Annotated in this window: 22 protein-coding genes; 4 read left to right on the top strand and 18 right to left on the bottom strand. The window is 38.0% G+C overall.

Going from position 1 to position 24,207, the window contains the following annotated elements; all coding sequences use genetic code 11:
- Positions 1–104: 104 nt before the first annotated feature.
- The 4 genes from glgA to glgB all read right to left on the bottom strand — a co-directional run bounded on the left by glgA (position 105) and on the right by glgB (position 5,854).
- The gene (glgA, locus tag AX762_RS09655; protein WP_071848958.1) at positions 105–1,544 is read right to left on the bottom strand and encodes a glycogen synthase GlgA; all 1,440 of its coding nucleotides are present in this window, start codon (positions 1,542–1,544) and stop codon (positions 105–107) included.
- 8 nt (positions 1,545–1,552) lie between these two features.
- Positions 1,553–2,728, bottom strand: a complete 1,176-nt coding sequence (gene glgD / locus AX762_RS09660; RefSeq protein ID WP_071848924.1) for a glucose-1-phosphate adenylyltransferase subunit GlgD — start codon at positions 2,726–2,728, stop codon at positions 1,553–1,555.
- Positions 2,718–3,863 (bottom strand): glucose-1-phosphate adenylyltransferase, encoded by a 1,146-nt coding sequence (locus AX762_RS09665; RefSeq protein WP_071848925.1) that lies wholly within the window; start codon positions 3,861–3,863, stop codon positions 2,718–2,720. Before AX762_RS09665 ends, glgD begins: the two co-directional genes overlap by 11 nt.
- A gap of 74 nt (positions 3,864–3,937) precedes the next feature.
- Entirely contained in the window at positions 3,938–5,854 is a 1,917-nt protein-coding gene (gene glgB, locus AX762_RS09670; RefSeq protein ID WP_071848926.1) for a 1,4-alpha-glucan branching protein GlgB, read from the bottom strand.
- A 247-nt stretch (positions 5,855–6,101) separates the two neighbouring features.
- Between glgB and AX762_RS09675 the strand changes: the two genes are divergently transcribed.
- Genes AX762_RS09675 through AX762_RS09685 form a run of 3 tightly spaced genes read left to right on the top strand, consistent with a single transcriptional unit; the run spans position 6,102 to position 8,131 of the window.
- Positions 6,102–6,704, top strand: coding sequence for an NfeD family protein (locus AX762_RS09675; protein WP_071848927.1), 603 nt, complete (start codon positions 6,102–6,104; stop codon positions 6,702–6,704).
- 15 nt (positions 6,705–6,719) lie between these two features.
- Positions 6,720–7,709: a flotillin-like protein FloA gene (gene floA, locus AX762_RS09680; RefSeq protein ID WP_177244083.1), complete on the top strand. Its 990-nt coding sequence runs from the start codon at positions 6,720–6,722 to the stop codon at positions 7,707–7,709.
- A 5-nt stretch (positions 7,710–7,714) separates the two neighbouring features.
- Complete coding sequence (locus AX762_RS09685) at positions 7,715–8,131, top strand: hypothetical protein (protein WP_071848929.1); 417 nt, start codon at positions 7,715–7,717, stop codon at positions 8,129–8,131.
- Between the two features lie 70 nt (positions 8,132–8,201).
- Here the strand turns inward: AX762_RS09685 and AX762_RS09690 are convergent, their stop codons facing one another.
- From AX762_RS09690 to AX762_RS09705, 4 genes are all read right to left on the bottom strand, one after another.
- Complete coding sequence (locus AX762_RS09690; RefSeq protein WP_071848930.1) at positions 8,202–9,158, bottom strand: aromatic acid exporter family protein; 957 nt, start codon at positions 9,156–9,158, stop codon at positions 8,202–8,204.
- A gap of 71 nt (positions 9,159–9,229) precedes the next feature.
- On the bottom strand, positions 9,230–10,825 hold the full coding sequence (locus AX762_RS09695; protein WP_071848931.1) for an AarF/ABC1/UbiB kinase family protein: 1,596 nt from the start codon (positions 10,823–10,825) through the stop codon (positions 9,230–9,232).
- Positions 10,826–10,891: 66 nt separating this feature from the next.
- Positions 10,892–11,194 (bottom strand): phasin family protein, encoded by a 303-nt coding sequence (locus AX762_RS09700; RefSeq protein ID WP_083432913.1) that lies wholly within the window; start codon positions 11,192–11,194, stop codon positions 10,892–10,894.
- Positions 11,195–11,282: 88 nt separating this feature from the next.
- A complete protein-coding gene (locus AX762_RS09705) occupies positions 11,283–12,194 on the bottom strand; it encodes an aldo/keto reductase family oxidoreductase (RefSeq protein WP_071848932.1) in 912 nt (303 codons plus the stop codon).
- 291 nt (positions 12,195–12,485) lie between these two features.
- On the opposite strand from AX762_RS09705, the gene spx reads away from it, so the two are divergent.
- On the top strand, positions 12,486–12,896 hold the full coding sequence (spx, locus tag AX762_RS09710) for a transcriptional regulator Spx (RefSeq protein WP_071848933.1): 411 nt from the start codon (positions 12,486–12,488) through the stop codon (positions 12,894–12,896).
- Positions 12,897–12,942: 46 nt separating this feature from the next.
- Here spx and AX762_RS09715 read toward each other — a convergent pair whose 3' ends face one another.
- From AX762_RS09715 to AX762_RS09760, 10 genes are all read right to left on the bottom strand, one after another.
- A complete protein-coding gene (locus AX762_RS09715) occupies positions 12,943–13,407 on the bottom strand; it encodes a YrhK family protein (RefSeq protein WP_071848934.1) in 465 nt (154 codons plus the stop codon).
- A 204-nt stretch (positions 13,408–13,611) separates the two neighbouring features.
- On the bottom strand, positions 13,612–14,553 hold the full coding sequence (locus AX762_RS09720) for a D-ribose ABC transporter substrate-binding protein (protein WP_071848935.1): 942 nt from the start codon (positions 14,551–14,553) through the stop codon (positions 13,612–13,614).
- A gap of 60 nt (positions 14,554–14,613) precedes the next feature.
- Positions 14,614–15,579, bottom strand: a complete 966-nt coding sequence (gene rbsC, locus AX762_RS09725; RefSeq protein WP_071848936.1) for a ribose ABC transporter permease — start codon at positions 15,577–15,579, stop codon at positions 14,614–14,616.
- Positions 15,576–17,060 carry a sugar ABC transporter ATP-binding protein gene (locus AX762_RS09730; RefSeq protein ID WP_071848937.1) on the bottom strand — a complete coding sequence of 495 codons (1,485 nt, stop codon included), beginning with the start codon at positions 17,058–17,060 and terminating at the stop codon, positions 15,576–15,578. Before AX762_RS09730 ends, rbsC begins: the two co-directional genes overlap by 4 nt.
- A 12-nt stretch (positions 17,061–17,072) precedes the next feature.
- Complete coding sequence (rbsD, locus tag AX762_RS09735; RefSeq protein ID WP_071848938.1) at positions 17,073–17,468, bottom strand: D-ribose pyranase; 396 nt, start codon at positions 17,466–17,468, stop codon at positions 17,073–17,075.
- Complete coding sequence (gene rbsK / locus AX762_RS09740) at positions 17,443–18,348, bottom strand: ribokinase (protein ID WP_071848939.1); 906 nt, start codon at positions 18,346–18,348, stop codon at positions 17,443–17,445. The genes rbsD and rbsK overlap by 26 nt, the downstream gene beginning before the upstream one ends.
- A gap of 3 nt (positions 18,349–18,351) precedes the next feature.
- Positions 18,352–19,329: a LacI family DNA-binding transcriptional regulator gene (locus AX762_RS09745; protein WP_071848940.1), complete on the bottom strand. Its 978-nt coding sequence runs from the start codon at positions 19,327–19,329 to the stop codon at positions 18,352–18,354.
- Between the two features lie 531 nt (positions 19,330–19,860).
- Positions 19,861–21,186, bottom strand: a complete 1,326-nt coding sequence (locus tag AX762_RS09750; protein WP_071848941.1) for a 6-phospho-alpha-glucosidase — start codon at positions 21,184–21,186, stop codon at positions 19,861–19,863.
- A gap of 31 nt (positions 21,187–21,217) precedes the next feature.
- Positions 21,218–22,807, bottom strand: a complete 1,590-nt coding sequence (locus tag AX762_RS09755; protein ID WP_071848942.1) for a PTS transporter subunit EIIC — start codon at positions 22,805–22,807, stop codon at positions 21,218–21,220.
- A gap of 222 nt (positions 22,808–23,029) precedes the next feature.
- The gene (locus tag AX762_RS09760) at positions 23,030–23,809 is read right to left on the bottom strand and encodes a MurR/RpiR family transcriptional regulator (RefSeq protein ID WP_071848943.1); all 780 of its coding nucleotides are present in this window, start codon (positions 23,807–23,809) and stop codon (positions 23,030–23,032) included.
- Positions 23,810–24,207: the final 398 nt, after the last annotated feature.

Consider the following 24,207-nt stretch of genomic DNA (forward strand, 5'->3'; position numbering starts at 1 on the left):
ACTTTTGTTATAAGTGTTAATCACGTATTAATTGACAGTTTTGTTACTTTTCCCACAAAAGAACCCGAATGATCGGCACGAAGCTAATCATTCGAGTTCAATTATTAATAAACCAAGTGTTTATATTGTTCGATATACTTTTCAGCTGATTTTTCCCAACTGTTGTTTTCAGTCATCCCGCGAATTTGTAATAGTTCAAAACTATCGGGTTTGTCGTAGTAAACTTTCAAGGCATGGTCGATGGTGTCGAGCATGGTTCTCGCATTAAAGTCGTGAAAACTAAACCCATTACCCTCTTCTGTAAATTCATTATAAGGCTTAATCGTGTCGCTTAAGCCACCAACTTCATGTACGATAGGCACTGTGCCATAACGCAATGAATTGAGCTGTGACAAGCCACATGGTTCAAACTCTGAAGGCATCAGGAAAAAGTCCACACCTGCGTATATCCATTGAGCCAGTTCGTTATCAAAATCGATAATTGCTTGACACTTATCTGGATACTTTCCAGATAAATGCCTAAAGGAATCTTCAAAATATGATTTACCCGTTCCAAGTAAGACAAATTGTGCATTCCTAAAGTTAAGCAACTCTTCCATAGCATCTACAATAAGCTGAACACCTTTTTGTTCATCTAATCTTGTAACCACACCAATCAAAGCTATATCCTTATCTTCAGGTAACCCCACTCTTGTCTGCAACGCCTTTTTATTCTTCAATTTTCCACTTAAATCCTCTGTCGAGAATTGATAGGGTATAGATTTATCTTTTTCAGGATTATAAGTATCATAATCAATACCGTTCAATATACCTACAAGCTTATAATTGATTCTTCTCAAATCACTATCCAAACCATAACCAAATTCAGCTGTTTGAATTTCTTCAGCATATGTCGGACTAACGGTGGTCACTAAGTCGGAATAATATAGAGCCCCTTTTAGCCAGCAGACCTTGTCTCCATATTTCAGTCCTTCTTTATGAAAGGCAGCATATCCTATATTAAATAAATCAGATAAGACGTACTGATCATATACTCCTTGAAAGAGTATATTATGGATCGTTATAACTGTTTTGATATCTCTCAAAGGATTGATCCAGGCATACTTATCTTTAAGCAGGACTGGGATCATAGCGGTCTGCCAGTCATTGACATGCAATACCTCAGGGATAAAATCGATTTTTTCCAGCATTTCTATGACAGCCTGCTGGAAGAAAGCAAAACGTTCACCGTCGTCACCATAATCGTAGAGATTGGGACGATCAAAGTAAAACAGATTATCAATGAAATAGTAAGTCACGGATTCTTTCACTAATTTTTTAATACCACAATACTGTTGGCGCCAACCTACGCCTACAGTGAAATCGGTCACATGTTCCAACTGTTCTTGCGTTTTCTTATCCATTTTTTGGATGAAATAGGGTAATACGACACGAACATCGTGACCATTCGCAGCTAGTTCTTTCGGTAAAGATCCCATCACATCGCCGAGGCCGCCTGTTTTAAAAAAAGGTGCACACTCAGAAGCGGCAAATAATAATTTCATTTTTTTATTCACCCTTCCTCTATATTCCCATCTGAATAAATCACGCTGTTCTTAGCTACGACGATTGGGTTCTCACGTGTTCCTTCCAGCTTAGCTCCTTTTTTGACATAGACGTGTTTATCTAAGATGACATATTTCAAATACGCGCCTTCTTCAATATAGGAATCTTGCATAATAATAGAATCTTCAATCTGTGCCTCTTTGGAAACGAAAACTTTACGGAAAATCAACGAATTTTTTACTGTCCCATAAACTTCACAATCATTAGCAAATTGAGCATTTTTAATGACAGCGGTGTCGCCAAAGTACGTTGGTGCTGAATTTTTAGGTTTCGTAAGTACTGGATTTGCTCGATAGAACAACGCATTAAAGTTATCTTCGTTTAACATATCCATATTAGCCTCGTAATAACTAGGAATATCTTCAATCACTTTTAGATAACCTGTATATTCGTAGCCATATATCGGATTATTTGCCTCTACAGTCAAATCAATAAAGTTGTTTACTGTGATATCTAATTTTTTTTGTTTTGCCTTGAATAAATAATCTAAGAAGGTGTTTTTACTTAGAATCATCATTTCCATATTTAAGAATAGTGATTCGTCCCCATTTTTTATTTCTGTTAAAGGATGGTAACCTTCTACGCGATCATTATTGTTTTCACTCATTGCTAAGGAATAGTAAATCGAATCATCGATCAATTCATTTCTTTTCAGTTTCTTATAAATGACTGAAACGTCACTTTCTTTATCTTTATGAAATTGAATCAAAGAATCTAAACGAATATTCGAGAGCATACTGGAACCCATCAAGACCACATACTCTGGATGTACACGAGAGACATATTTGTTATGGTCATCATAATAATTTTCAGTATATGTCTCAGAATCATCTAGTCGTGACTTGAGTTCGATATGCGAATGAGTAAAGACGCCTCCTCCAACGGAAGATTCAAGACCCCATGTGGCTCCCGATCTGATATGATCGTATAAAGAATGGCCCGAGCCCGAAATAAACAAGGCCGCCGAGACAGCTTCTATACTGGATAAGCTTGAAAACGGAAAGTCGATCAAACGATATCTGCAACCAAACGGCAATGCCGCCAATGGTCTTCTGTTTGTTAACGGTTTAAGTTTTTCATCATTTTCCACTAAATTTAGAATAGACGCAACTTTAGTTCTCATCTGAGTAGCCTCCTACTTCTTCATCATAACCGACAACTTCAATACTGTCTTCGGTTCCGATTATTTCGACACCATCATGAATATGTGCACTTTCTCCGATAATTGCTTTTTCAATGGTTACATTCTCTCCTATAACGACATTTGGCATGATGAATGAATCTTTAATCACTGAATTTTTCCCTACCTTAACGTTATGAGATAAAATTGAATGATTGATTTCACCAGCAATGTAACACCCGTCTGTAATCATTGAATTCGTCACTTTTGCAGAAGATGTTAAAAACTGTGGTGTTGTATTTGGATTTTTAGAGAAAACACGCCAATTTCTATCTCTAATGTTAAGTTCATGAGCAGGATCCAAGAACTCCATATTGGCACTCCAGAGACTTTCAATGGTCCCTACATCTTTCCAATACCCCTCAAAGGAATAGGCATAGATAGATTCATTGTTTCTTAGGTAAGTAGGAATAACATTATGTCCAAAATCGGTTAGCTGTCTGTTTTTCGCCTGATTATCCACTAAATATTTTTTCAACGTAGGCCAATCAAAAATGTAGATGCCCATTGAAGCCAGATTAGATTTAGGATTTTCCGGTTTTTCCTGGAATTCAATTATTCGATCTGTTTTATCTGTGTTCATCACGCCAAATCTTGAAGCATCTTCCCATGGTACCGGCATAACACCTACAGTGAGTGTAGCTTTCTGCTTTTTATGATAATCTAACATTTTTTGATAATCCATTTTATAAATATGGTCCCCTGAAAGAATGACTACATAATCAGGATTCTTATCATCTATAAAATCAATATTTTGATACACAGCATGAGCAGTCCCTTTAAAGAACTTTTCACCTTCCATACTAGAGTAAGGTTGTAAAATAGTTGCTTTTCCGTTATTTCTGTCTAATCCCCAGCTCGATCCGTCTCCCACATGATTATTTAATATAAGAGGTTGGTATTGAGTAACTACACCTATAGTATTAAATCCAGAATTGGCACAATTCGATAAAGCAAAATCTATAATTCGGTAATTACCACCAAAAGGTACAGCTGGTTTAGCTATTTGCTTTGTCAGCTTTCCTAATCTTGACCCCTGCCCACCAGCTAAAATCATTGCGACTGTTTCAGTTTTCATTCTACCTCGGAAGTGTCTATTGACCTTCCTTCCCTCCTTATAACTGGTTTTTTTAAATTCTCATTGCTGAGTTTTTACTCGTTTTTTGGTACGCCATACACGCGTTTTGGTTTAAGTACTACAACGCTTAGTGCAGGTAAGATCAGTTCAAGTGAATAATCTTTCCCGTGTGCTGATTCTTCATTTGTTTTAAAAACACCTTGAGAATCTGTCCACGTGCCTCCTAATGATTGCCATTCTGTATTCCAAACCACATCGTACTGACCTTTATAAGGGACACCAACTTTTACATTCTGTCTTTCAACCGGAACAAAATTACATAACACTACCAGGAAATCTCTTGGTTTATTTCCGTTTCGGATAAAATACAAGAGCGTTTCTTCTACATTATCAGCTTGTAAAATTTCAATGCCTTCAGGACGATGATCAACTTCCCATAATGCCCGATTTTCTTTATAAAAAGCATTTAATTGCTTCGTAAACTCTAAATGTTTGGCATTCATTGAGTCATTTAAATCGCTCCATTCTAGCCCCTCGTCAAACCGCCACTCTAGAAATTGTCCGAATTCCGCTCCCATAAATTGCAATTTTTTTCCTGGGTGCATCATTCGGTATGAATCAACGGTTCTCAGTCCAGCGAATTGATTATAACGATCGCCAAACATTTTGTGCATCATCGATTTTTTACCATGGACAACTTCATCATGAGAAAAAGGCAAGACATAATTCTCATTGAACGTATACATAAACGAAAATGTGATCAAATTGAAGTGGTCTTTTCTATACAATGGATCCATTTCAAAGAAACGAAGTGTATCGTTCATCCATCCCATATTCCATTTGTAATTGAAGCCCAATCCACCTTCGTGCACCGGATGTGTCACTTTTGGCCAAGCTGTGCTTTCTTCAGCCATCATTAAAACATCGGGATGTCTTTCAAAAATCTTTTTATTCATTAACTGAATAAATTCCACACCGGCTTTATTAACATTTGTTCCTTCATCATTCGGTGTCCAGTCTCCAATATCATAATCTAAGTAAAGCATATTACTGACAGCATCCACTCTTAGTCCATCTAAGTGAAACTGTTCTATCCAAAATAGAGCGTTGGATATCAGATAACTACGGACCTGATTTTTTCCTAAATCAAAGTTTAACGTTCCCCAACGGTTATTATTCGCTTGATTGGGATCGCTGTATTCAAATTGTGGCGTACCATCATAATAAGCAAGACCGTAAGCATTACGGTTAAAGTGTCCCGGGACCCAGTCCATGATGACTCCGATGTTTTCCAGATGAGCCATTTCTACTAATTCCTGAAATTCTTCAATTGTTCCAAATTTAGAAGATAGTCCAAAGAATCCTGTTGCTTGATATCCCCAACTCGCATCGAGTGGGTGTTCAATTAAAGGCATAAATTCAATATGTGTGTAGCCCATCTCTTTTACATATGGAATCAGCTCATCTTTCAATTCTGATATCGTATACCAGGAACCGTCTTCATGATGTTTCCAAGAGCTTAGATGTACTTCATATATATTAAGAGGCCTATTATAAATTTCAAACCTCTTACGATTCGCCATCCACAAGCCGTCTTTCCAAGATTTGTCTGGTAAATCCCGCACGACCGATGCATCATTGGGTCTGACCTCGAATTGATAGGCATACGGATCGATTTTATAAGCAACGGTTCCGTCTTTCTGGATAATTTTGTACTTGTAACGCTCACCTTGTACAGGTCTCATATCTTTTAAAGTAAAGATACCCGTCTCTCCAACTTTATGCATCTCATCTAATTCAGCCCACTCGTTAAAATCCCCGACTAAATAGACAGCTTGCGCATGAGGTGCCCAGACAGAGAACGCGTAGCCATTTTCAACTTCGTTACAGCCCATAGTGCGGTAACTATCGTATTGTGTGCCTTCGTTAAAAAGATAAAAAGATCCCATAACATTATTACCGTATTCTAATATTTCTTTCCCTTCACTCATAAATATCCCCCTTAGTAAAAATATCGCTTTCAAATCTCACTCACATAATATTTCAGTAAAACTTTTATAATATTATTGTAACTTATTGAACCTACTATACCAAACTTTCTTTCTTGTGAATAGTCTTCAATCACTCTTTTATAATGATTCTTTAATCCGACCTCAGACCGATGACAACCCTTTCTTAAAATGGTATGATGACAATGTAAGATTGTTAGCGAAAACGTAGAAAGGAGGATTCATTTATATGGAAGGATTACTGCTAGGTTTAGGGTTTATCGGTATTGTTTTTGCTATTCTCACACCCTTTTTCAAAAGTGGTGCCGGTTTAGCATTGATCAGTATGGCTGCCTATTTTCATTTTATAGGGATCGAGACATGGTTGCCAATCGTTTTATTTACTGCCGGTTTATTGCTCATTGTCTTCGAAATATTTGTACCAGAATTTGGTATAGCAGGAATCATCGGAGTTATCTTGCTGATATCAGGTTTATATTTAACAATCGGAGATTTGGGACAAACGGTCAGAGATTTAAGTTTATCTGTCGTCATTACGGCAGGTGTAATTATTTATCTCGTCAAGAATGGCTACTCTTTATCGAATGTCAATAAACTCGTTTTGCAGACTAATTTACCAAGCTCGACAAGTGATGAAACAGTTGAAAAAGATAAAATAGCTGTTGATGCTGACGGTATAGCAGTTACTGCTCTGCGCCCATCTGGTAAAGTGACTTTTGGTGATGATCCAACTTTATATGACGTATTGAGCACAGATGGTCACATTTCAAAAGGAGCATCAGTGATCGTAACTAACGTCAGAGGAACAAAAATAACAGTAAGAAAAAAATAGACAGGAGAAATGACTATGGATTTAATTAGTAATGGATATATAGGTGTTATTATAACCGCAGCAATAATTTTAGTATTGATAAGTGTTTTCCTTCGATTTGTGCCTGTGGGATTATGGGTCACAGCCTACTTCTCAGGCGTAAAAGTCAGTATCGGTACCTTGATCGGTATGCGTTTGCGTCAAGTCACTCCCCATTCGATCATTCGTCCGCTAATCAAAGCCACTAAAGCTGGACTTGATCTATCTGTAAATGATTTAGAAGCACATTATTTAGCTGGAGGAAATGTCAATCTTGTTATTGATGCACTCATTGCATCCCACCGTGCTGATATCGAATTAGGCTTTATAAAAGCTGCAGCGATCGATCTGGCCGGACGTAATGTATTTGAAGCTGTTCAAATGTCGGTTACTCCAAAGGTCATTGTGACTCCAGATATTGCAGCAGTTGCTAAAGACGGTATCGAAATCATCGCAAAAGCAAAAGTTACCGTCAGAGCAAATATCGAACGTTTAGTTGGTGGTGCAGGTGAAGATACAATCATCGCTCGTGTTGGTGAAGGTGTCGTTACAACCGTTGGTTCCGCTGATAAACATTCCGATGTTCTGGAAAATCCAGATATGATTTCTAAGACGGTATTAGGTAAAGGCTTAGATTCAGGTACAGCCTTTGAAATTCTATCCATCGATATTGCGGACGTTGACGTCGGCAGAAATATTGGCGCAAAACTCCAAACAGAACAAGCAGAAGCAGACAAAAACATTGCCCAAGCTAAAGCTGAAGAGCGTCGCTCGATGGCGATTGCTCAAGAACAGGAAATGCGTGCTGAGACTCAGAAAATGCGTGCGAGAGTAGTTGAAGCGGAAGCGGAAGTTCCACTTGCCATGTCAGAAGCTCTACGAAGCGGAAACATGGGCGTCATGGATTACTACAAAATGAAGAATGTAAATGCTGATACAGAAATGAGAACGTCTATATCTGGTCAGTCAAATAAAGAAGAAGAGTGATAAATATGCCTTTCGTATTTGTATGGCTCATTCAATTATTCATCTTTTTCGCTATCGTTACGTCAGTTGCCTCTTTCTTGACTAAAGCTACTAAAAGAGTCAATACCCAAGCGAATCGAACAGATCCAAGTAAGATGGATGCTCCGATGCACGAGGTTGAGACAACGAAACGCAACGAACAGAAACCTGCAAAAACAAATAATCGTCCCGTTCGTGAAGACAGATATACGCGTACACCAAGGGTAAGAGACACGATACGTGAAAAAAACAAATCAATAATCAAAGATGTAGTGACGATAGAAGATCCATATCGGGCTGCAGATAAAAAAGTGGTGACCACTTTATTCAACAGAAAAAGTTTGAAACAGGCGGTTATTTACAAAGAAATACTCGATAAGCCTGTATCCATGCGTGACGAATAAACGATTAAAAAGGCTATAAACAAGAGACATTGACTAGTGTTGTCAATTAACCTCTGTTTATAGCCTTTTTTTATCTAGATGGAGAAACAAAGAAATCTCTTTTGATTTCAATGAAACGTTCAATATCTCTTAAAATTTGAAACAGTGTCGCTCGACTTTCAAATTCATCTCTTGTTTTCGGTAATTCGGATTGTCTAAAATAACGATACAGGGTAGAAATATGTTCAAGCAATATCAAGCCAGTATTTTTTTCATGTAGCTGATCAGCAATTTCATTGAATAAATGAGCCAGCACTTTGTTTTGTTCGGTTTCAAGTTTTACAGCGGCAATATTTTTAATCATTACATTTGATAAATCTAACTGCCGTTTCCTCATTTGAGTGTACCGAATGTAATAATCATTTTTATTAGTTAAATGGTTTTCATAATCCATAAGAGCAGTTTTTTCTGTTTCATTCAACAGCTTTGTTAATCTACTTGCTTTCATTTCAAGAGAAGTCTGGTCTGTATTTTTAAGCAAGTAAGAATGAAACAATTTTAGAAACTCTCGTAATTCCTCTTCGATTAAATCAATTTTCTGATTAAGATCTTTCTCGTAAGAGGGCATCCATAAATTAAACCCCACGGCCACAATTACCCCGATGGCCATTATTAATAATCCATTCATCTGCCAATAAAAGGCGATGCTTTCAGCAACGATAAAATGTGTCACAAGAACTGAACAAGGCGCAATACCTGATTGAAGATTATAGCGATAGGCAATCGGCACATAAAACAGTAAATATAAACTGAAAGATACGACTGAATAACCTAGAATATAAAAAACAATAGAAGCGACAAGAAATGCTAAGATTGTGGAACCTAAGCGTGCAAACGCAGTGGAAACAGATTCCTGTTTGGTATCAAGAACGCTTAAAATCGCTATGATACCCGCCGCTAGAGGATACTCAAGATTAAGGGCCTGAGCAATAAGTATTGAAATAAATGTAGCCAAGACCATTTTTATCGTTTTATTCTTGATAGTCATGCTATCCGTACTCCTCTACCTCTCGGTTGTTTTTTTTTAAAATATTTAAACGCATCGTCTGATTGCCTTCGTCATAACGTCCCTGATTTGATAATCGATATCAGTAGCCACAATCCCATTATTCCTGCTCCAATAAATATAATAATAGCAAATAGCGAGACGCCAGTGGCTTCTGCCATCACAAATATTATGGCTGACGCTAAAACAAGAGCCGCAATAATGACAGCAAATACTAACCGGTTTACCATTTTGTTTACTTCACGCCACTTTGATTCAAAGTGAACGATATCAATGTGCAACATTAATCGCCCGTTGTTAACTGTGTCTAAAGCACGTTTGATTGAAGAAGGTAACTTAATCGAATCTGTTGCCAATTGATAAGCGCTCAGTTTTAATTTTTCAGCAGAGAATGAATCGAGTACTTTTATATCGTCACTTGCTTTGATATAATTCGATGCAATTTCCATGATATTTATATCCGGATACAACTCGCTTACGACACCTTCAATTATGGTTAATGATTTTGCCAGTAAAATAAAATCATTGGGCATGACCATTTTGTATTTACGTGTGACATGCAGGACATCTGAAAAGAAGGTGCTTAAGTTTATTTGACCAAAACCTTTAGAGACATAAGACTGATAAAAATCATGCAGATCTTCCGAAAAGGCAAACCGGTCGATTTTCTCTTTAGTAATAGCCATCTGGAGTAATAAATTCATTAACTGGTCAATATCTTCAAAAACAATGGCTCGCATCATTTTGATCAAATCATTTTTTACCGTTTCAGACAGCTCTCCGATTATCCCAAAATCGATGAAAACAATTTGTTTGTTCCGTAAAATAATATTCCCAGGATGTGGATCTCCATGAAAATAGCCATCTTTAAATACTTGAGTTAAAAAAGAGTAAACCAGTTTCTCGGCTATATCTTTTTTCACATAGCCTTCTTTTCTTATTTCCTGAAGATTTAAACCTCTGATCCCCTCTACATAATCTTCAACAAGAACACGCTTGGACGTATACGCTAAATAGGGTGTTGGAACCGCTACAGCATCAATTTCAGTATTCAATCGTTTAAATTTAATGAGTGCCTGTCCTTCATTTCTAAAGTCCAGTTCTCTTTTTGTCGTTTCTTCGATCTCTTTAACGGCCGCTTCGACGTCTACCAGCATTTCCTTAACTGCCTCCGGAGCCATAGAAACAATACGCGAAAACAATTGAATATCACGAAGTAGATTTTCTTCAATTTCTGGTCGTTGAACCTTAATGACGACTTCTTCTCCAGATAGCATCTTGGCTTTGTGGACTTGTGCAACAGATGCACTGGCTATCGGCGTTTCATTGACCCATTCAAACACATCTGAAAGCGGCTCCTTGAAGTCCTCTTCAAATATTCTCTCTATTTCGGAATAATCAAAAGGAGGTGCATCGTCTCTCAACTTGGACATTTCTCTTATGTAACTCGGAGGCAATAAATCTTGTCGTGTGGATATGATTTGGCCAATTTTAATGAAACTTGGTCCAAGTTCTTCAAAAGCTAAGCGCAAGTTTGTTGCATCTTGTTCCTTATGCTTCGTCCTTACACGTGTTCGGTAAATATGACCAAAACCATAAGACGCCAGAACACTGGCAATTTCTGTTAAACGTTCCCTGTTGCTTTTCATTGACTTGCCTCCCTTCTAAAAGATAAAAAGTGGTGCTGACCAAGGATATGATCAACACCACTAACCTTATGCATCAGTAGATTTATTATCTAATTTCTTTTCCAGTTCTTTTACTTTTTCTTCCAGATCATCTATATCTTGTCTTTGAGCCACGTTCATTTCCAGCAGCACTGCCTCGAGTGTTTCTTTATCTTGCGACGTCAGTGTGCTATTTTTCTTTTGTATCAATTCTTCAGTTAATTTTTTTCCCTCAGATACGGTCAACTTTCCACGACTGACTAATTTGTCTACTTGTTCAACGGCTTTGTCAAAAGCTATGGCAGTAGATCCGACTCCAATCAACAGAGCTTTTTTGATATCTTCCAACATATTAAAACTCCTCTCGTTATTTCACAATTATATTATATCATTCATTTCTACTGATGTCAGATTTTTAGAACAACAGAATTAAAACGTATTAAGGTACTGTATTTCCGGCAGCACGATATATGCTGTACCATTCTTCGCGTGTTATAGATACTCCTGATGCTTTGGAATAATTTTTTATTCTTTCTGGCGTCATCGTTCCTAAAATGACTTGCATTTCAGCCGGATGACGAAGTAACCAGGCAATGGACATGGCTTCATTATCCAGACCATATCGTTCGCCAACTTCTGTCAGTTTGTCATTAACTTCCTGATACTCGGGATTGTTCAAAAAGACGCCTTTTTCACTGTGAACAGGCGACCATGGTTGAACAGTCATATTATGAACACGGCTATAATCCAATATAGCACGGTCATGATCAATTGAATTTTCGTTTTTAGTGTTTACGTGCACACCAGCATCAATCATACCTGTATGCATCACACCCAATTGAAGTTGATTGGCTATTAAATCTTGTTTGATATATTTTTTCAACAGTTCAACTTGAAGCGGACTATGATTGCTTACACCAAAATGTTTGACTTTACCTGATGAGTGTAATTTGTCAAAAGCTTCTGCTATTTCTTCTGGTTCTACTAAAGCATCTGGACGATGAAGCAGAAAAACATCTAAGTATTCTGTATCCAATCGATCGAGTATTTTTTCTACTGAATCAATGATATGTTCTTTAGAAAAATCATAAAATCCAGAGCGGATGCCAGCTTTTGACTGCAATAATATGTCTTCTCTTTTTATCGAGGTTTTCTTTAAAGCTTCTGAAAAACGTTTCTCAGATTCTCCTTTACCGTATATATCCGCATGATCATAAAAATTTATACCTTCATTATGAGCAGTTTCGATTACTTTAGATGCATCTTCTAGGTTTAACTTATCCATACGCATACACCCTAAAGCGATTTCAGAAACATTTAAATCTGAATGACCCAATTTGATTTTTTTCACTATAAAACCCTCCAAATTATTGATATATTTTCATTGTACACTCTTTATTTAAATAATGCTAAAATTACACAAATAGAGACGAGCGGTACTTTAATACAAATGTGACAAAAGCGTGACGAAAAGGTTACTTATTTTAAATCGGTGTAAATGTGACGAAAAAGTGTCGAACTCTATTGCTTTTTTTCCTAAATCTATTTAAAATAGGAATTGTAACAAATCGTTCACACTATTCTAATTATCTCAATTGTGTACAGATACTGTCAATGAGACTTTTGAAAGGAGTCATAACTTATGATTACATTATACGTATCTCCAAGTTGTACATCTTGCCGAAAAGCTAAAGCATGGTTAGAAGAACAGGACTTGCCCTTTAACGAAAAAAATATTTTTCATGAACCTTTAACTAAACAGGAAATCAAACAGATACTTAGTTTAACAGAAGAAGGTACGAGTGAATTGATTTCTTACCGCTCACAAGCGTATCAAACTTTATCTGTTGATATTGAAGACCTATCTATGAATGCATTATTGGAATTATTCACTGCACAACCGAGTTTGATTCGTCGTCCAATCATTTTAGATGACAGACGCTTACAGATTGGATATAACGAAGAAGAGATCAGATGCTTCTTGCCAAGAAAAATTCGTGAAATTGAACTTGCTGAAATCCATCGTCAACTAGCTGTAGAAGACTCTGCCTAAGAAAAACGAGTAGATTAAACATCTACTCGTTTTTTTTATTGCTCTCTTAGTAATAGTCGCTGTACCCACTGTCTATTTCTTCTGATTCGTCCTCATTTTCTTCATTATTTTTTTTCACTTCGACTTCTTTTGTCGGTTTATCTTTTTTACTTGATTCTCCATTCTCATCATATTCACCTAATACTTGTTTTCTGTAATCTTTTTCCTTATAGAAAAAGACATTATGAGTGATTTTTAATATCGGTCTCATAAGCAAGAAAAAACTAGCAAAGATATACAAATAGCTTCCCACTAGTTCAAGCTCCGTGAACGTTTGAACCAGGCTGCCTGATAAATACAGTACGCCAGTAATTATATCGTTAGTTAGAGAAATGATCGTATAATAATTTTGGAAATATAAACGAACTCCCCCGACTTTTACAATTACATCTGAATCTTTAGCAGGATTCACATCATGTTCTTTTGTCTCGATTTGAGGTTTTTGAGGTTTAGGAGGCATCTTAGGTTTCATTGTTTCTACACCTTTCACTACACTAATTATTTATAGAATAGCAAAAGAAATGAAGCAAGTCATTAAATATGACTTGCTTCATTTCTTTATTTATCTTTTTCTGTACTTGGCATGATTCATTCATATTTTTATTAAATATAAGCGAAAAAAGAACTCGTATTTTTCAACGAGTTCCTTTTAATAACCTAACTATTCTGTTATAACTTATTCATTTATAATTAATTCTAAAGGTGATGCAATGTATTCTTCAATCTCTCCACCTTCAAAATATTCATAGGCTGTTTCCATTGCGATACGGCCCATTTCGTCTGGTTGTTGTGCAATGGTTGCATCCAGGCGTCCTTCCTCCACTGCTGCTAAAGCATCGTCATTTCCGTCAAAACCAATGACTATAACATCTTCTGCTAATCCAGCAGCTTCGATTGCTTCGATTGCTCCTAATGCCATTTCATCATTTTGTGCAAATACTGCTTCAACATCAGAGTTACTTTGCAACATATTTTCCATAACTGTCAAACCTTCTGAACGGTTGAAGTTAGCGGTTTGACTATCCACAACGTCCAATCCATCTTCTGCAACGTTCATGAACCCTTCTCCACGTTCACGTGTAGCAGAAGCCCCAGGTACGCCTTCCAGTTGAACGGTTATTGCCCCTTCACCAACTAGATCGATAATACGTTGTGCAGCCATTTCTCCGCCTTCTACGTTGTTAGAAGCGACTAACGTGATCACTTCTCCACCTTCACTTGAACGGTCAATGGTGATAACAGGTATCCCTGCATTATTTGCTGATTCAATTGCCGGTTCGATCGCTGCAGAATCGACTGGATTGATAAGTAAAACATCCACACCTTGTTGAATCAAGTCATTGACGTCGTTCAATTGCTTAGCTGTATCATCTTGCGCATCTACAGTACGAACATCCGTCCCTTCTGCTTCAGCAGCAGTTTCGACACCTTCTTGTAGTGAAACAAAGAAAGGATTGTTTAAAGTGGAGAGCGATAATCCAACAGTCATTTCGTCACGTGCCACGCTTTCTACGCCTTCCTCACCGTTATCTCCCGTGTCGTTGCCTTCTAATCCTGTTGTACCACAAGCTCCTAAAAGTAATGCAGATGCACCAAACAAAGCGACTAATTTTTTCATTTTTATTTCCTCCTAAAATTTTTTATAAATTTTATTAATTAATTTTAATTATTATTTTTATTAATCATTCTTACGGTCTAGTAAGACTGCGATAATGATAACGATCCCTTTAACCACTTGTTGATAAAAACTGGAAACACCGATTAAATTCAAACCGTTGTTCAAGGTCCCAATGATGAGAGCACCAATAAGCGTCCCAAATAATCGACCACGTCCACCAGAAAGACTAGTTCCACCTAAAACGACAGCTGCGATAGCGTCTAATTCGTAAGTCGTACCAGCAGTTGGTTGAGCTGAATTTAAACGTGAAGTTAAAATTAAACCAGCTAAGGAAGCCATCAAACCAGAAATCGAGTAAACAGCAATTTTGATCCAATCACTTTTTATCCCCGCTATATAAGCCGCATTTTCATTACCTCCTATCGCAAAAGTTTTTCGACCGAATGTCATCTTGTGTAAAACAACATATAATATTCCAAATGCAATTGCCATCAATATGACTGGAAAAGGAATACCGAAGAGATAACCTTTGCCGATAAATTGGAAAAAGAAACTGTCACCAATTCCGGTTATCGGATTTCCGTTTGTATACACTAACGTTAAACCCCGATAAATGGTCATCGTCGCTAAGGTTGCAATAAAAGGAGCTGTATTTCCTTTCGCAATCAGCGTCCCATTTACAGCACCCAAGAGAGCTCCGATAACTAAAGCAGCAAGTGTTGCTACAACTGGGCTCCAGCCACCAGCAATCATACCGGCACCTAGTGCACCACTTAATGCTAAGGTGGATCCGACTGACAGATCAATTCCGCCTGTAATAATGACAAACGTCATTCCAAATGCAATCAATCCATTAATGGATACTTGTCGTAACAAATTCAAGATATTTCCCATTTGAATAAAATTAGGATTCATAATAGTTACAAAAACCATCAATACTATCAAGGCGAAAAATGGACCTAGCTTCCGTATCATCTCACTGCGTTTTTCTTTTTTCTTTTCTATGCTACCTGCTTCTGTATTCATTTGTATCCTCCTGTCGCTAACGTCATAATTTTTTCTTCGGATAAATCCGCCTTATCCATTTCACCAGCTATATGTCCTTCGTGGATAACTATCACACGATCACTGATCCCGATGATTTCAGGTAAATCACTTGATACCATGATAATACCCACACCCCGCTCAGCTAATTCTTTCATTAACATGTAGATTTCACGTTTAGCACCCACGTCGACTCCTCGAGTTGGTTCATCAAGAATAAGGACACGGGAACCTGCCCCGATCCATTTAGCCAGGACGACTTTTTGCTGATTACCTCCAGAAAGTGTCTTCACTGGGACATCCCCGCTTACCGTTTTTACCGTAAGCCGTTTTATTAATAGTTCCGCAAAATCTTTTTCTTCTTTCGTGTTGATCCAGCCGCTGCGACTAAATTCTTCAATCGATGGTAAAGAAATGTTCCCTATCAATGAATCATCCAAAATCAATCCTTCTTCTTTACGGTTTTCCGTTAAGAAACCAATGCCTTGTCGAATAGCATCTGACGGTGACTTAACGTCTATCTTTTCATCATCTAAAAATAATTGTCCAGAAGTTAATTTATCAATACCAAAAATACCGCGCATGATTTCTGTTCGTCCGGCACCCATCAATCCAGAAAACCCTAGAATTTCACCTTGGTGAACATGAAAATTGATGTTTTCATAAACTTTGCCGTCGCTCAAGTCTTTTACTTCGAATAATACATTACCGTTCTCAGTTTCAATATTTGGATAGTAATCTTCCAAATCCCGTCCTACCATTTTCCTGACCACTTCATCCTTATCTGTCTCGTTGGTTGGTTTTGTATCTACACTGATCCCGTCTCGCATAACAGTGATGCGATCACTGATTGCAAAAATTTCTTCCATTCGATGTGAAATGTAAATGATTGCTACATTCTTTGCCGCTAATTTTTCGATTGTAGTAAACAAGACTTTAATCTCACGGTCCGTCAAAGCCGCTGTCGGTTCATCCATGATGATAACTTCCGCATTAGACATCAATGATTTAGCGATCTCAACTAGTTGTTGCTGTCCTACGGATAACGTACGCATTCCACGGTCTAGCTCAATATTCACGCCTAATTCCTTGAACAATTCACGAGCGATTTCACGCATTTCTTTTGTCTTGATCCAACCCCAGCTGGTTTTCTTTTCTCGTCCCATAAACAGGTTTTCCAATACCGTTAAATCAGGCCATGTAATCATTTCCTGGTGAATAAAACTGATGCCTTCTTCTTCGGCGCGTTTTGGATTCTCAAAGGTTCGTTCTTCCCCATTGATGATAACTGTTCCTGAATCGTATTTGTGTAACCCGGTTAAGATGTTCATTAAAGTAGATTTCCCAGCGCCGTTTTCGCCCATCAAGGCGTGTACTTCACCGGATTTAATATCTATATTGACACCTAAAAGTACTTTGTTGCTTCCAAAACTTTTTACGATGTCTTTCATTTGAATTTTCACTGCATACACCTCCTAAAAAATGACGCCAGATTGTAAAATGATATTTGAATACGGCGTAGCTTCACCTGTCCTGATAATTGCTTTTACTCTTTGTGATTGTATTTTCAACTCTTCATGAGAAAGCCAATCCATTGCGATCTCACCCGTAAATTGGCTGATGGCTTTTAATTGTTCTGGATTTTTCTCTTTAATTTCTTGCGCCAGCATGTATTTCTCGACTTGCATTTCTTTTAATAAGACTGCCAAAACATGAATGAATTTGGGTTCTCCAATTTCAAGTGCCAGATCGATTTTTTTAACATTCTCAGGAATAGGTAAACCACAATCGCCAATCATTATTTGATCGGTATGTCCTAAATCGGCAAGCACCTTGCTGATTTCACTATTTAAGATGCCATTCTTTTTCATACTTCTCGCTTCCTTTCATTTCATCTAGCGTTGGAATACCCGTTTGGGCACCCATCTTCTGAATGGATAACGAGGCCGCTAAATTGCCAAAGCGAATACTATCTTCTATAGATAATCCATTTGACCAAGCGACTGCAAATGCCCCATTGAACGTATCTCCAGCACCTGTAGTATCGACAGGCACCACTTTATTTGCTGGAACCAGTTTAACTTTTGTGCCGTCATGATAATAGACGCCTTCAGATCCCGCTGTCACCAATAATTTATTAGGATACCGTTCCAATACATCTTCCATCTTTTCACCTGGAAATAATACAGAAAATTCTGTTTCATTTGGAGTGATGAAACGTACCTTTTCAATAGCTTCAGCACTCATTCTTCTTGCAGGTGCGGGATTGTATAATACCGGAACCTCTAGTTCCGTGCAGACACGAACCAATTCTTCAATCGCATCCACCGGAACTTCATTTTGGACAACAACCAGGTCGCTCGTTTTCAAGTCTTCTCGCGCCATAGCAATGCGTTCGGGTGTTAATGCGTTATTTGCTCCCGGGATATAAATAATGGCATTATCCCCATCTTGAATCGTGATAACTGCCGAACCAGAAGGCAATTGTGTAACCCGTTCCACATTGTTTAAAAAAATTTTATTTGCTTTCAAGTTCCTTTGAAGTTCTTCTGCGAACGTATCGTTCCCTACTGTCCCTATCATAAAAACATCAGCACCTAAACGCGCCGCAGCTACCGCCTGGTTGGCTCCCTTACCCCCAAATGCAGTGGAAAAGTTTTTTCCTTCAACTGTTTCACCAACTTGTGGCCGTTTGTCTGTTTCAATGACGAAATCCGTTGAAATACTACCTGCTACTGTGATTTTTACCATTCATTACTCCTCACTTTCTCTTAAAGAATCTCGAACGACGAGTTCAGGATCCAACTTTATTCGTTTGTTACTGATTGTATCTTTCCTGATTTGGCGAACCAACAAATCCGCAGCTTGATAACCTGCTTGAAAGGCCGGCTGAGATATCGTTGTTAATCCCGGATACACTAATTGACTAAAGGGAATATTGTCATACCCGATCACTTGAATGTCTCGTGGGATCTGATAGCCTCTCTGCTGTGCTTCTTTCATTACTGCTAAAGCAAACAAATCGTTACTCGCGATGATGCTATTCATCTTGCCATATAAATCAAAAATTTCTTTGGCAGTCGTTTCTGCTTCTTTAATCGTATACGATCCTGTTTCAAAAATTTCATATTCAACGTCAGTCGGATTCAATACGGACAAGATACCAAGTAAGCGATCAATTGCTCCAGGAACTGATTTAGGTCCTGCAATAATCAATACTTTGCCAGGTTTCCGATCAATAATAGCTTGAGCGGCTAGAATACCCCCTTTAACGTCATTGGTATAGACTGCATAGTCATCTCCCTCTAGTACCCGGTCCAGCATAACAATAGGCATGGGATGATGATGACTAAGTGTGCCTTCGACAGCTGACAAGACGCCCGCGACATTTTGTTGTGCAAATAATCTCATGTAATTATCCCCAGCTTTACTGCCTTCTTCGACATTACCCAGAATCACGCTGTATCCATTCTCACGGGCACTTTCTTCGATTCCTTTCATAAGTAATGGGAAGTAGGGGTTAGAAATATCAGGCAACAACAGTCCAATCATTTTGGACGTTTTTTGAAACAAAGAGCGCGCCACTTCATTGGGATAATAATTTAATTCATTAATGGAGGATTCTACTTTTTCCCGAGCTTTCTCGCTCACATACCCATTTTTATTTAATGCACGAGAAACAGTTGCAACTGATACTCCCGCATGCTTCGCTACATCTTTGATTGTTACCATTACTTTCACCTACCTCGAATCCAGTCATCATCTTATATCGATTACTACTGTTTAGGATTCCCAAAAAAATGAAACCTAGAATGTGTAACCGATTACAGAATAACAATATCATACTATACAGATAATGCAAGCGTTTTTATTCGAAACGACGAAAAATATTTTTTCCGAACTTTAGGTTACGCCTTTAAGTTCGTCTCCACGTGCATTGTAGGTTGAGAAGTCAAACAGTTTCTGATAACAGATCAATTATTCCAGACCTTAGCTACTTTTCCTATATCAATATCATATTAAGCGTGCTGCTATACATTAAGTTTCTCTCCTATTGATTACAGCATTCCGTATTCTACACCATTATAAACCAAGTTCAAGTGATATCCGCTACCACTTGGGGCACCACATTTTCTACTAAATTCAATCTCATTTTGCCTGATTCGATTATCCCCCCTGATTTTTCCATGAGTAAAGGGCCGGAAAATATCCGGCCCTTTACTTATTTTATTTAACTGACTTACCACTATCCATCAGAAAAAATTAATGTAATTCTGGCCAGTACTTTTTATTGGCTTCAATTAAATCATCCAAAATGTCTTTAGCAACTTTTGCACTCGGAATAGTTTTCGATAATGTCAGCGCCTGCCATAATTTCAGGTAACTACCTTCAATATATGCTTCGACAACAAGTTTTTCTACTGTCACCTGCTGGAACATCAAGGCTTTTTCAAATGCAGGGATTTCCCCTTGAGTTAGCGGTTCCGGACCGTCGTTTCCGACGATACACGGTACTTCCACCATAGCGTCATCTGGAAAGTTCGCGATCGCACCGTTATTTTCAACGATCATCAACATCCGTTCATGGGTGTTGAAGGCAATAGCACGTGCCAAATCAACGATAAAGGATGCATGACTATCAATGTGGAAGCCGCCCTCTACAGCAGTTCCTTTTTTGACAATATTGCGAGCAGCCGTGAAGACTTCTTTTTCACGTCCATCCATGACTTCATTGGCACGCGTATAATCCGGGTCGGAATGGGCCACTTCATAGTCAGGATACAGGTAATATTTCAAGTACGTATTCGGCAAAAAATGCGGATTGACTGCTAATATGTCTCTTGCTTTCTTGTGTGTTTCTTGCCAGCTCTGATCCATATGCTGCTTATCCACTTCGACTTTTGTCAAGTACCCATTTTCAGCAACGTATTCACGAATCTGATCGATATATTCATGTCCTTCTTTGTCTTTGACACTTGTCCACCAGCCAAAATGATTCAACCCAAAGTAACGCACTTCTAAATCTTCAGGATTTTTTTCAATGATTTGAGACATTCTGCGCAAAGTTCCCACAGGCATATCACAAATATTCAACACTTTAGAATCGGGACGTAAGACACGACACGCTTCTGCCACAATGGCAGCTGGATTGGAATAGTTTAACATCCAGCAATCCGGCGAATAAGTTTCCATATGATCTATGATTTCCATCATCCCAGTAATGCTGCGCATACCATAAGCAATCCCACCGGGTCCACACGTTTCTTGTCCAATGACACCATGGCGTAAAGGAATCTTCTCATCTTTTTCTCGCATATCGTATTTCCCGACACGAATATGGGCCATGCAGAAATCTTTGTCGCTGAACGCTTCTTTTGGATCAGTCGTATAAGAAAATCTCAAGTTTGGTGCTTGTTCTTTCAGCAAAATTTCTAAGGCTTCGCCTAATTCCGCTTGACGTTCTTTATCGTTATCATACAAAACTAATTCACGCATCGGAAAACGGTCCATATTGTCCAGCATCATCATGACAATTCCCGGCGTAAATGTGCTGCCTCCACCGGCGATGACTACAGAAAACTTTTTCATAAATATTACATCCTCACTTTTTTTATTTTATTTATTTTTCTACAGGTTCACGATTCAATACAGTATCGACTGCTTTGCGAATTTTATTTACTTGCAAGCCATACACCACTTGAACATTCTGACCTCTTTTCATAACTCCACTGGCACCTGTCTCCCCTGTTAAGAGTCCTTCATTTACTTTATCCGGATCTAGCAAAGTTAAACGTAAGCGAGAGTAGCAGTTATTTACTGTCTGAATGTTTTCGTCCCCGCCAAGCGCAGTAATTATGGTTTGCGCCAGTCCTAAATCACTTGCGGGTTCGCCACCTTGAGCTTGTTTTTCTTGATAATCTTTTTTCGAGTACAAACGTGTTTCTCCACCCTCATCTTCTCGTCCAATCGTTTTATAATTAAACATGGAAATCAAGAAACGGAATAAGAAATAGTAGATTGCAAAGAACACGAGTCCTACTGCAATATACATTGGCCAACCTGTACGTTCTGTTCCTAGAGGAACATTATATAACAAGAAGTCTATGAATCCATTAGGACCAATGGCACGAACATTAAACAGATTCAAGACAACCATACTTAGCCCACTCAGACCTGCATGGACGACGAACAGTAAAGGAGCCACGAACATAAAGGCAAATTCGATAGGCTCGGTTACTCCGGCAATGAAAGAAGTCACTGCAGCTGGAATTAAAATCGCACGTGCTTTTGCTTTGTTTTCTGGTTTAGCTCTGTGATACATAGCTAAACACGCACCGATCAGTCCAAACATTTTAGAAATTCCGCGAGCGTCCCAAATAACACTTGGGGCTAATAAGCCGCCATCAGCATTGGCAATTTCTGCAAAGTAGATGTTACGCGCTCCTTCAAAAATTTCGCCACCCACTTCAGCAATGCCACCTAATTCAGTGTATAAGAATGGCGTATACACTAAGTGATGTAATCCAGTTGGGATAAGCAACCTTTCCAGTGCACCGTATAAGAACAGTCCAAAGTTGCCACTCTGGTTGATCAAAATCCCTAAACTGCTAATACCCGATTGGAAAAATGGCCAAATACTTGTAAACAAGATGGCTAACAAAACGACAACCGGAATCAACACGATAAATACAAATCGGGAGCCACCATAAATTTGGAAGGCGTTGTTGAATTCTTTATCAGCAAAGCGATTATGTACAAGCGCTGTGACGATTCCTAAGAAAATCCCAAGAAACACTCCCATATCCAGTATCTGTACACCGAGCACCATTGTTTGTCCGGTGCCCTGAAGATCTCCTTCGATTAACATCCCTTGAATACCCATAAAGCCATTCATCGCATTGATAAAGACTAGGTATCCGAGTAAAGCAATAAACCCAGCTTCTGATTTTTTCTTGTTGGCTAGCCCGACAGCCAACCCGACAGAAAAGACTAAGCCTAAATTAACTAAGATTGAAACAAGCGAGCCTGACAGAATTGTTCCAAAACCAGTTGTAACTGGATTATCTAAAAAAGGAACAACTTCCAGTAAACGTGCGTTGGTAAATAAATTTCCTATCGCGATTAAAATCCCCGCAATCGGTAAAATTAAAACAGGTATAAACATTGCTTTGGAAAAATTTTGCATCGTATCCATTATTCTTTCTTTCATTTTCTTTCCCTCCAATATTTTTAAGTTAATTCAAGTGTAGCGTTAAGCTGTCTGGAATAAAAGGCTTTCATAATAAGAAAAAACGTGTTTCGCCAGAACGAAACACGTTTCAAAAAAATGAATTATTTATCAAGATAACGCGGTTTGACAACTAATAGACACTATGTTCTCTATCAATTAATAACACACATGACTATAACTACTTAGGTGATGCCTTTAAAATCATTCCAGCTCTGAATAATCTCTTACTTCATTAATTCCTTTTAAATAGCCACTGAGTAGATACTCGATCAATAATAAAGTAAAAGGAAAAAAGGTGTTTGGGAGTAAATTACGATCGTCCAGTTTATGTTTATCGGTAATTTTGAAGTTCAAATCACTGTATTCACTTAAACGATTAGACGTTTCTTTTGTAAAGGAAACAGTGTATACTCCCGCTTTTTTAGCAGTATGCATCTTGTCCAGCACACCTTGCGTTTCGCCCGATTTGGAAATTGCCACAAAGGCGCCGATGTTTTTTAGATTATTTTCCAAAACACCTACTGAATCAAGTGAGGTTGCAATAATTACTTGTTTTCCCAATAGCAATAATTTTTTATATAAATATTCTGCTGTGATTGCAGAAAAACCTGCTGCATAGATGAAAATGAACTTCCCATCTAAACACAGAACGTTTTCAATAAATGCATCCATGTCTTCTGTTGAATTATGTTGCAAGACTAACGATCGCTCAAGATCAAAAAAATCCGTTTCTGTTGTTTTATCGGTATCTTTCCCGGCATTGATTAATGGTACTAAATGGTAATACAGATCAATAAAACCGGTATAGCCCAATTTTTTTGATAAACGAATGACACTTGCCGGAGATGTGTAATTATCTTTGGCGATTTGACGCACACCTTTTTGAAGTACGCAATCCATATGATCCAAAATGTAAGTAAGTAATTGCTGATCTAACTCTGATAGCTCTTTGCCTTGTGTTAATTTAGCGATATCGAACACATTTATCTTCTCCTTATTTCATTCTCACCATCAGTATAACTAAAATCCCGAAGAATAAAAGGGCTATCACTAAGATTATTGAGAACAAATAGAACTCTTTTTCCATCATTTTAAATAAATTTGCCTTAATCATTATGAACATTGAAAAAAATCATCACCACTAAGTTATCGCTCATTTCGAATACACAAAAAAGGTTCTATCATTAATCGAATCAGCGAGTTCGATAGAACTTACCAACACGATTAATGATAGAACCAAAAAAGTCCAACTTTTGTGGGTCACTATAATAGCCAGAAATATTTAAGTGCATAAAAAAAAGTGCGGACAGTTTGGCCTGTCCGCACTAACGCAACCTACATTGTAAGCGAGATCTCGCGTTCACAGCGTTCGATCTCCA

Source organism: Alkalibacterium sp. 20 (genome assembly GCF_001885615.1).
GTDB lineage: Bacteria > Bacillota > Bacilli > Lactobacillales > Carnobacteriaceae_A > Alkalibacterium.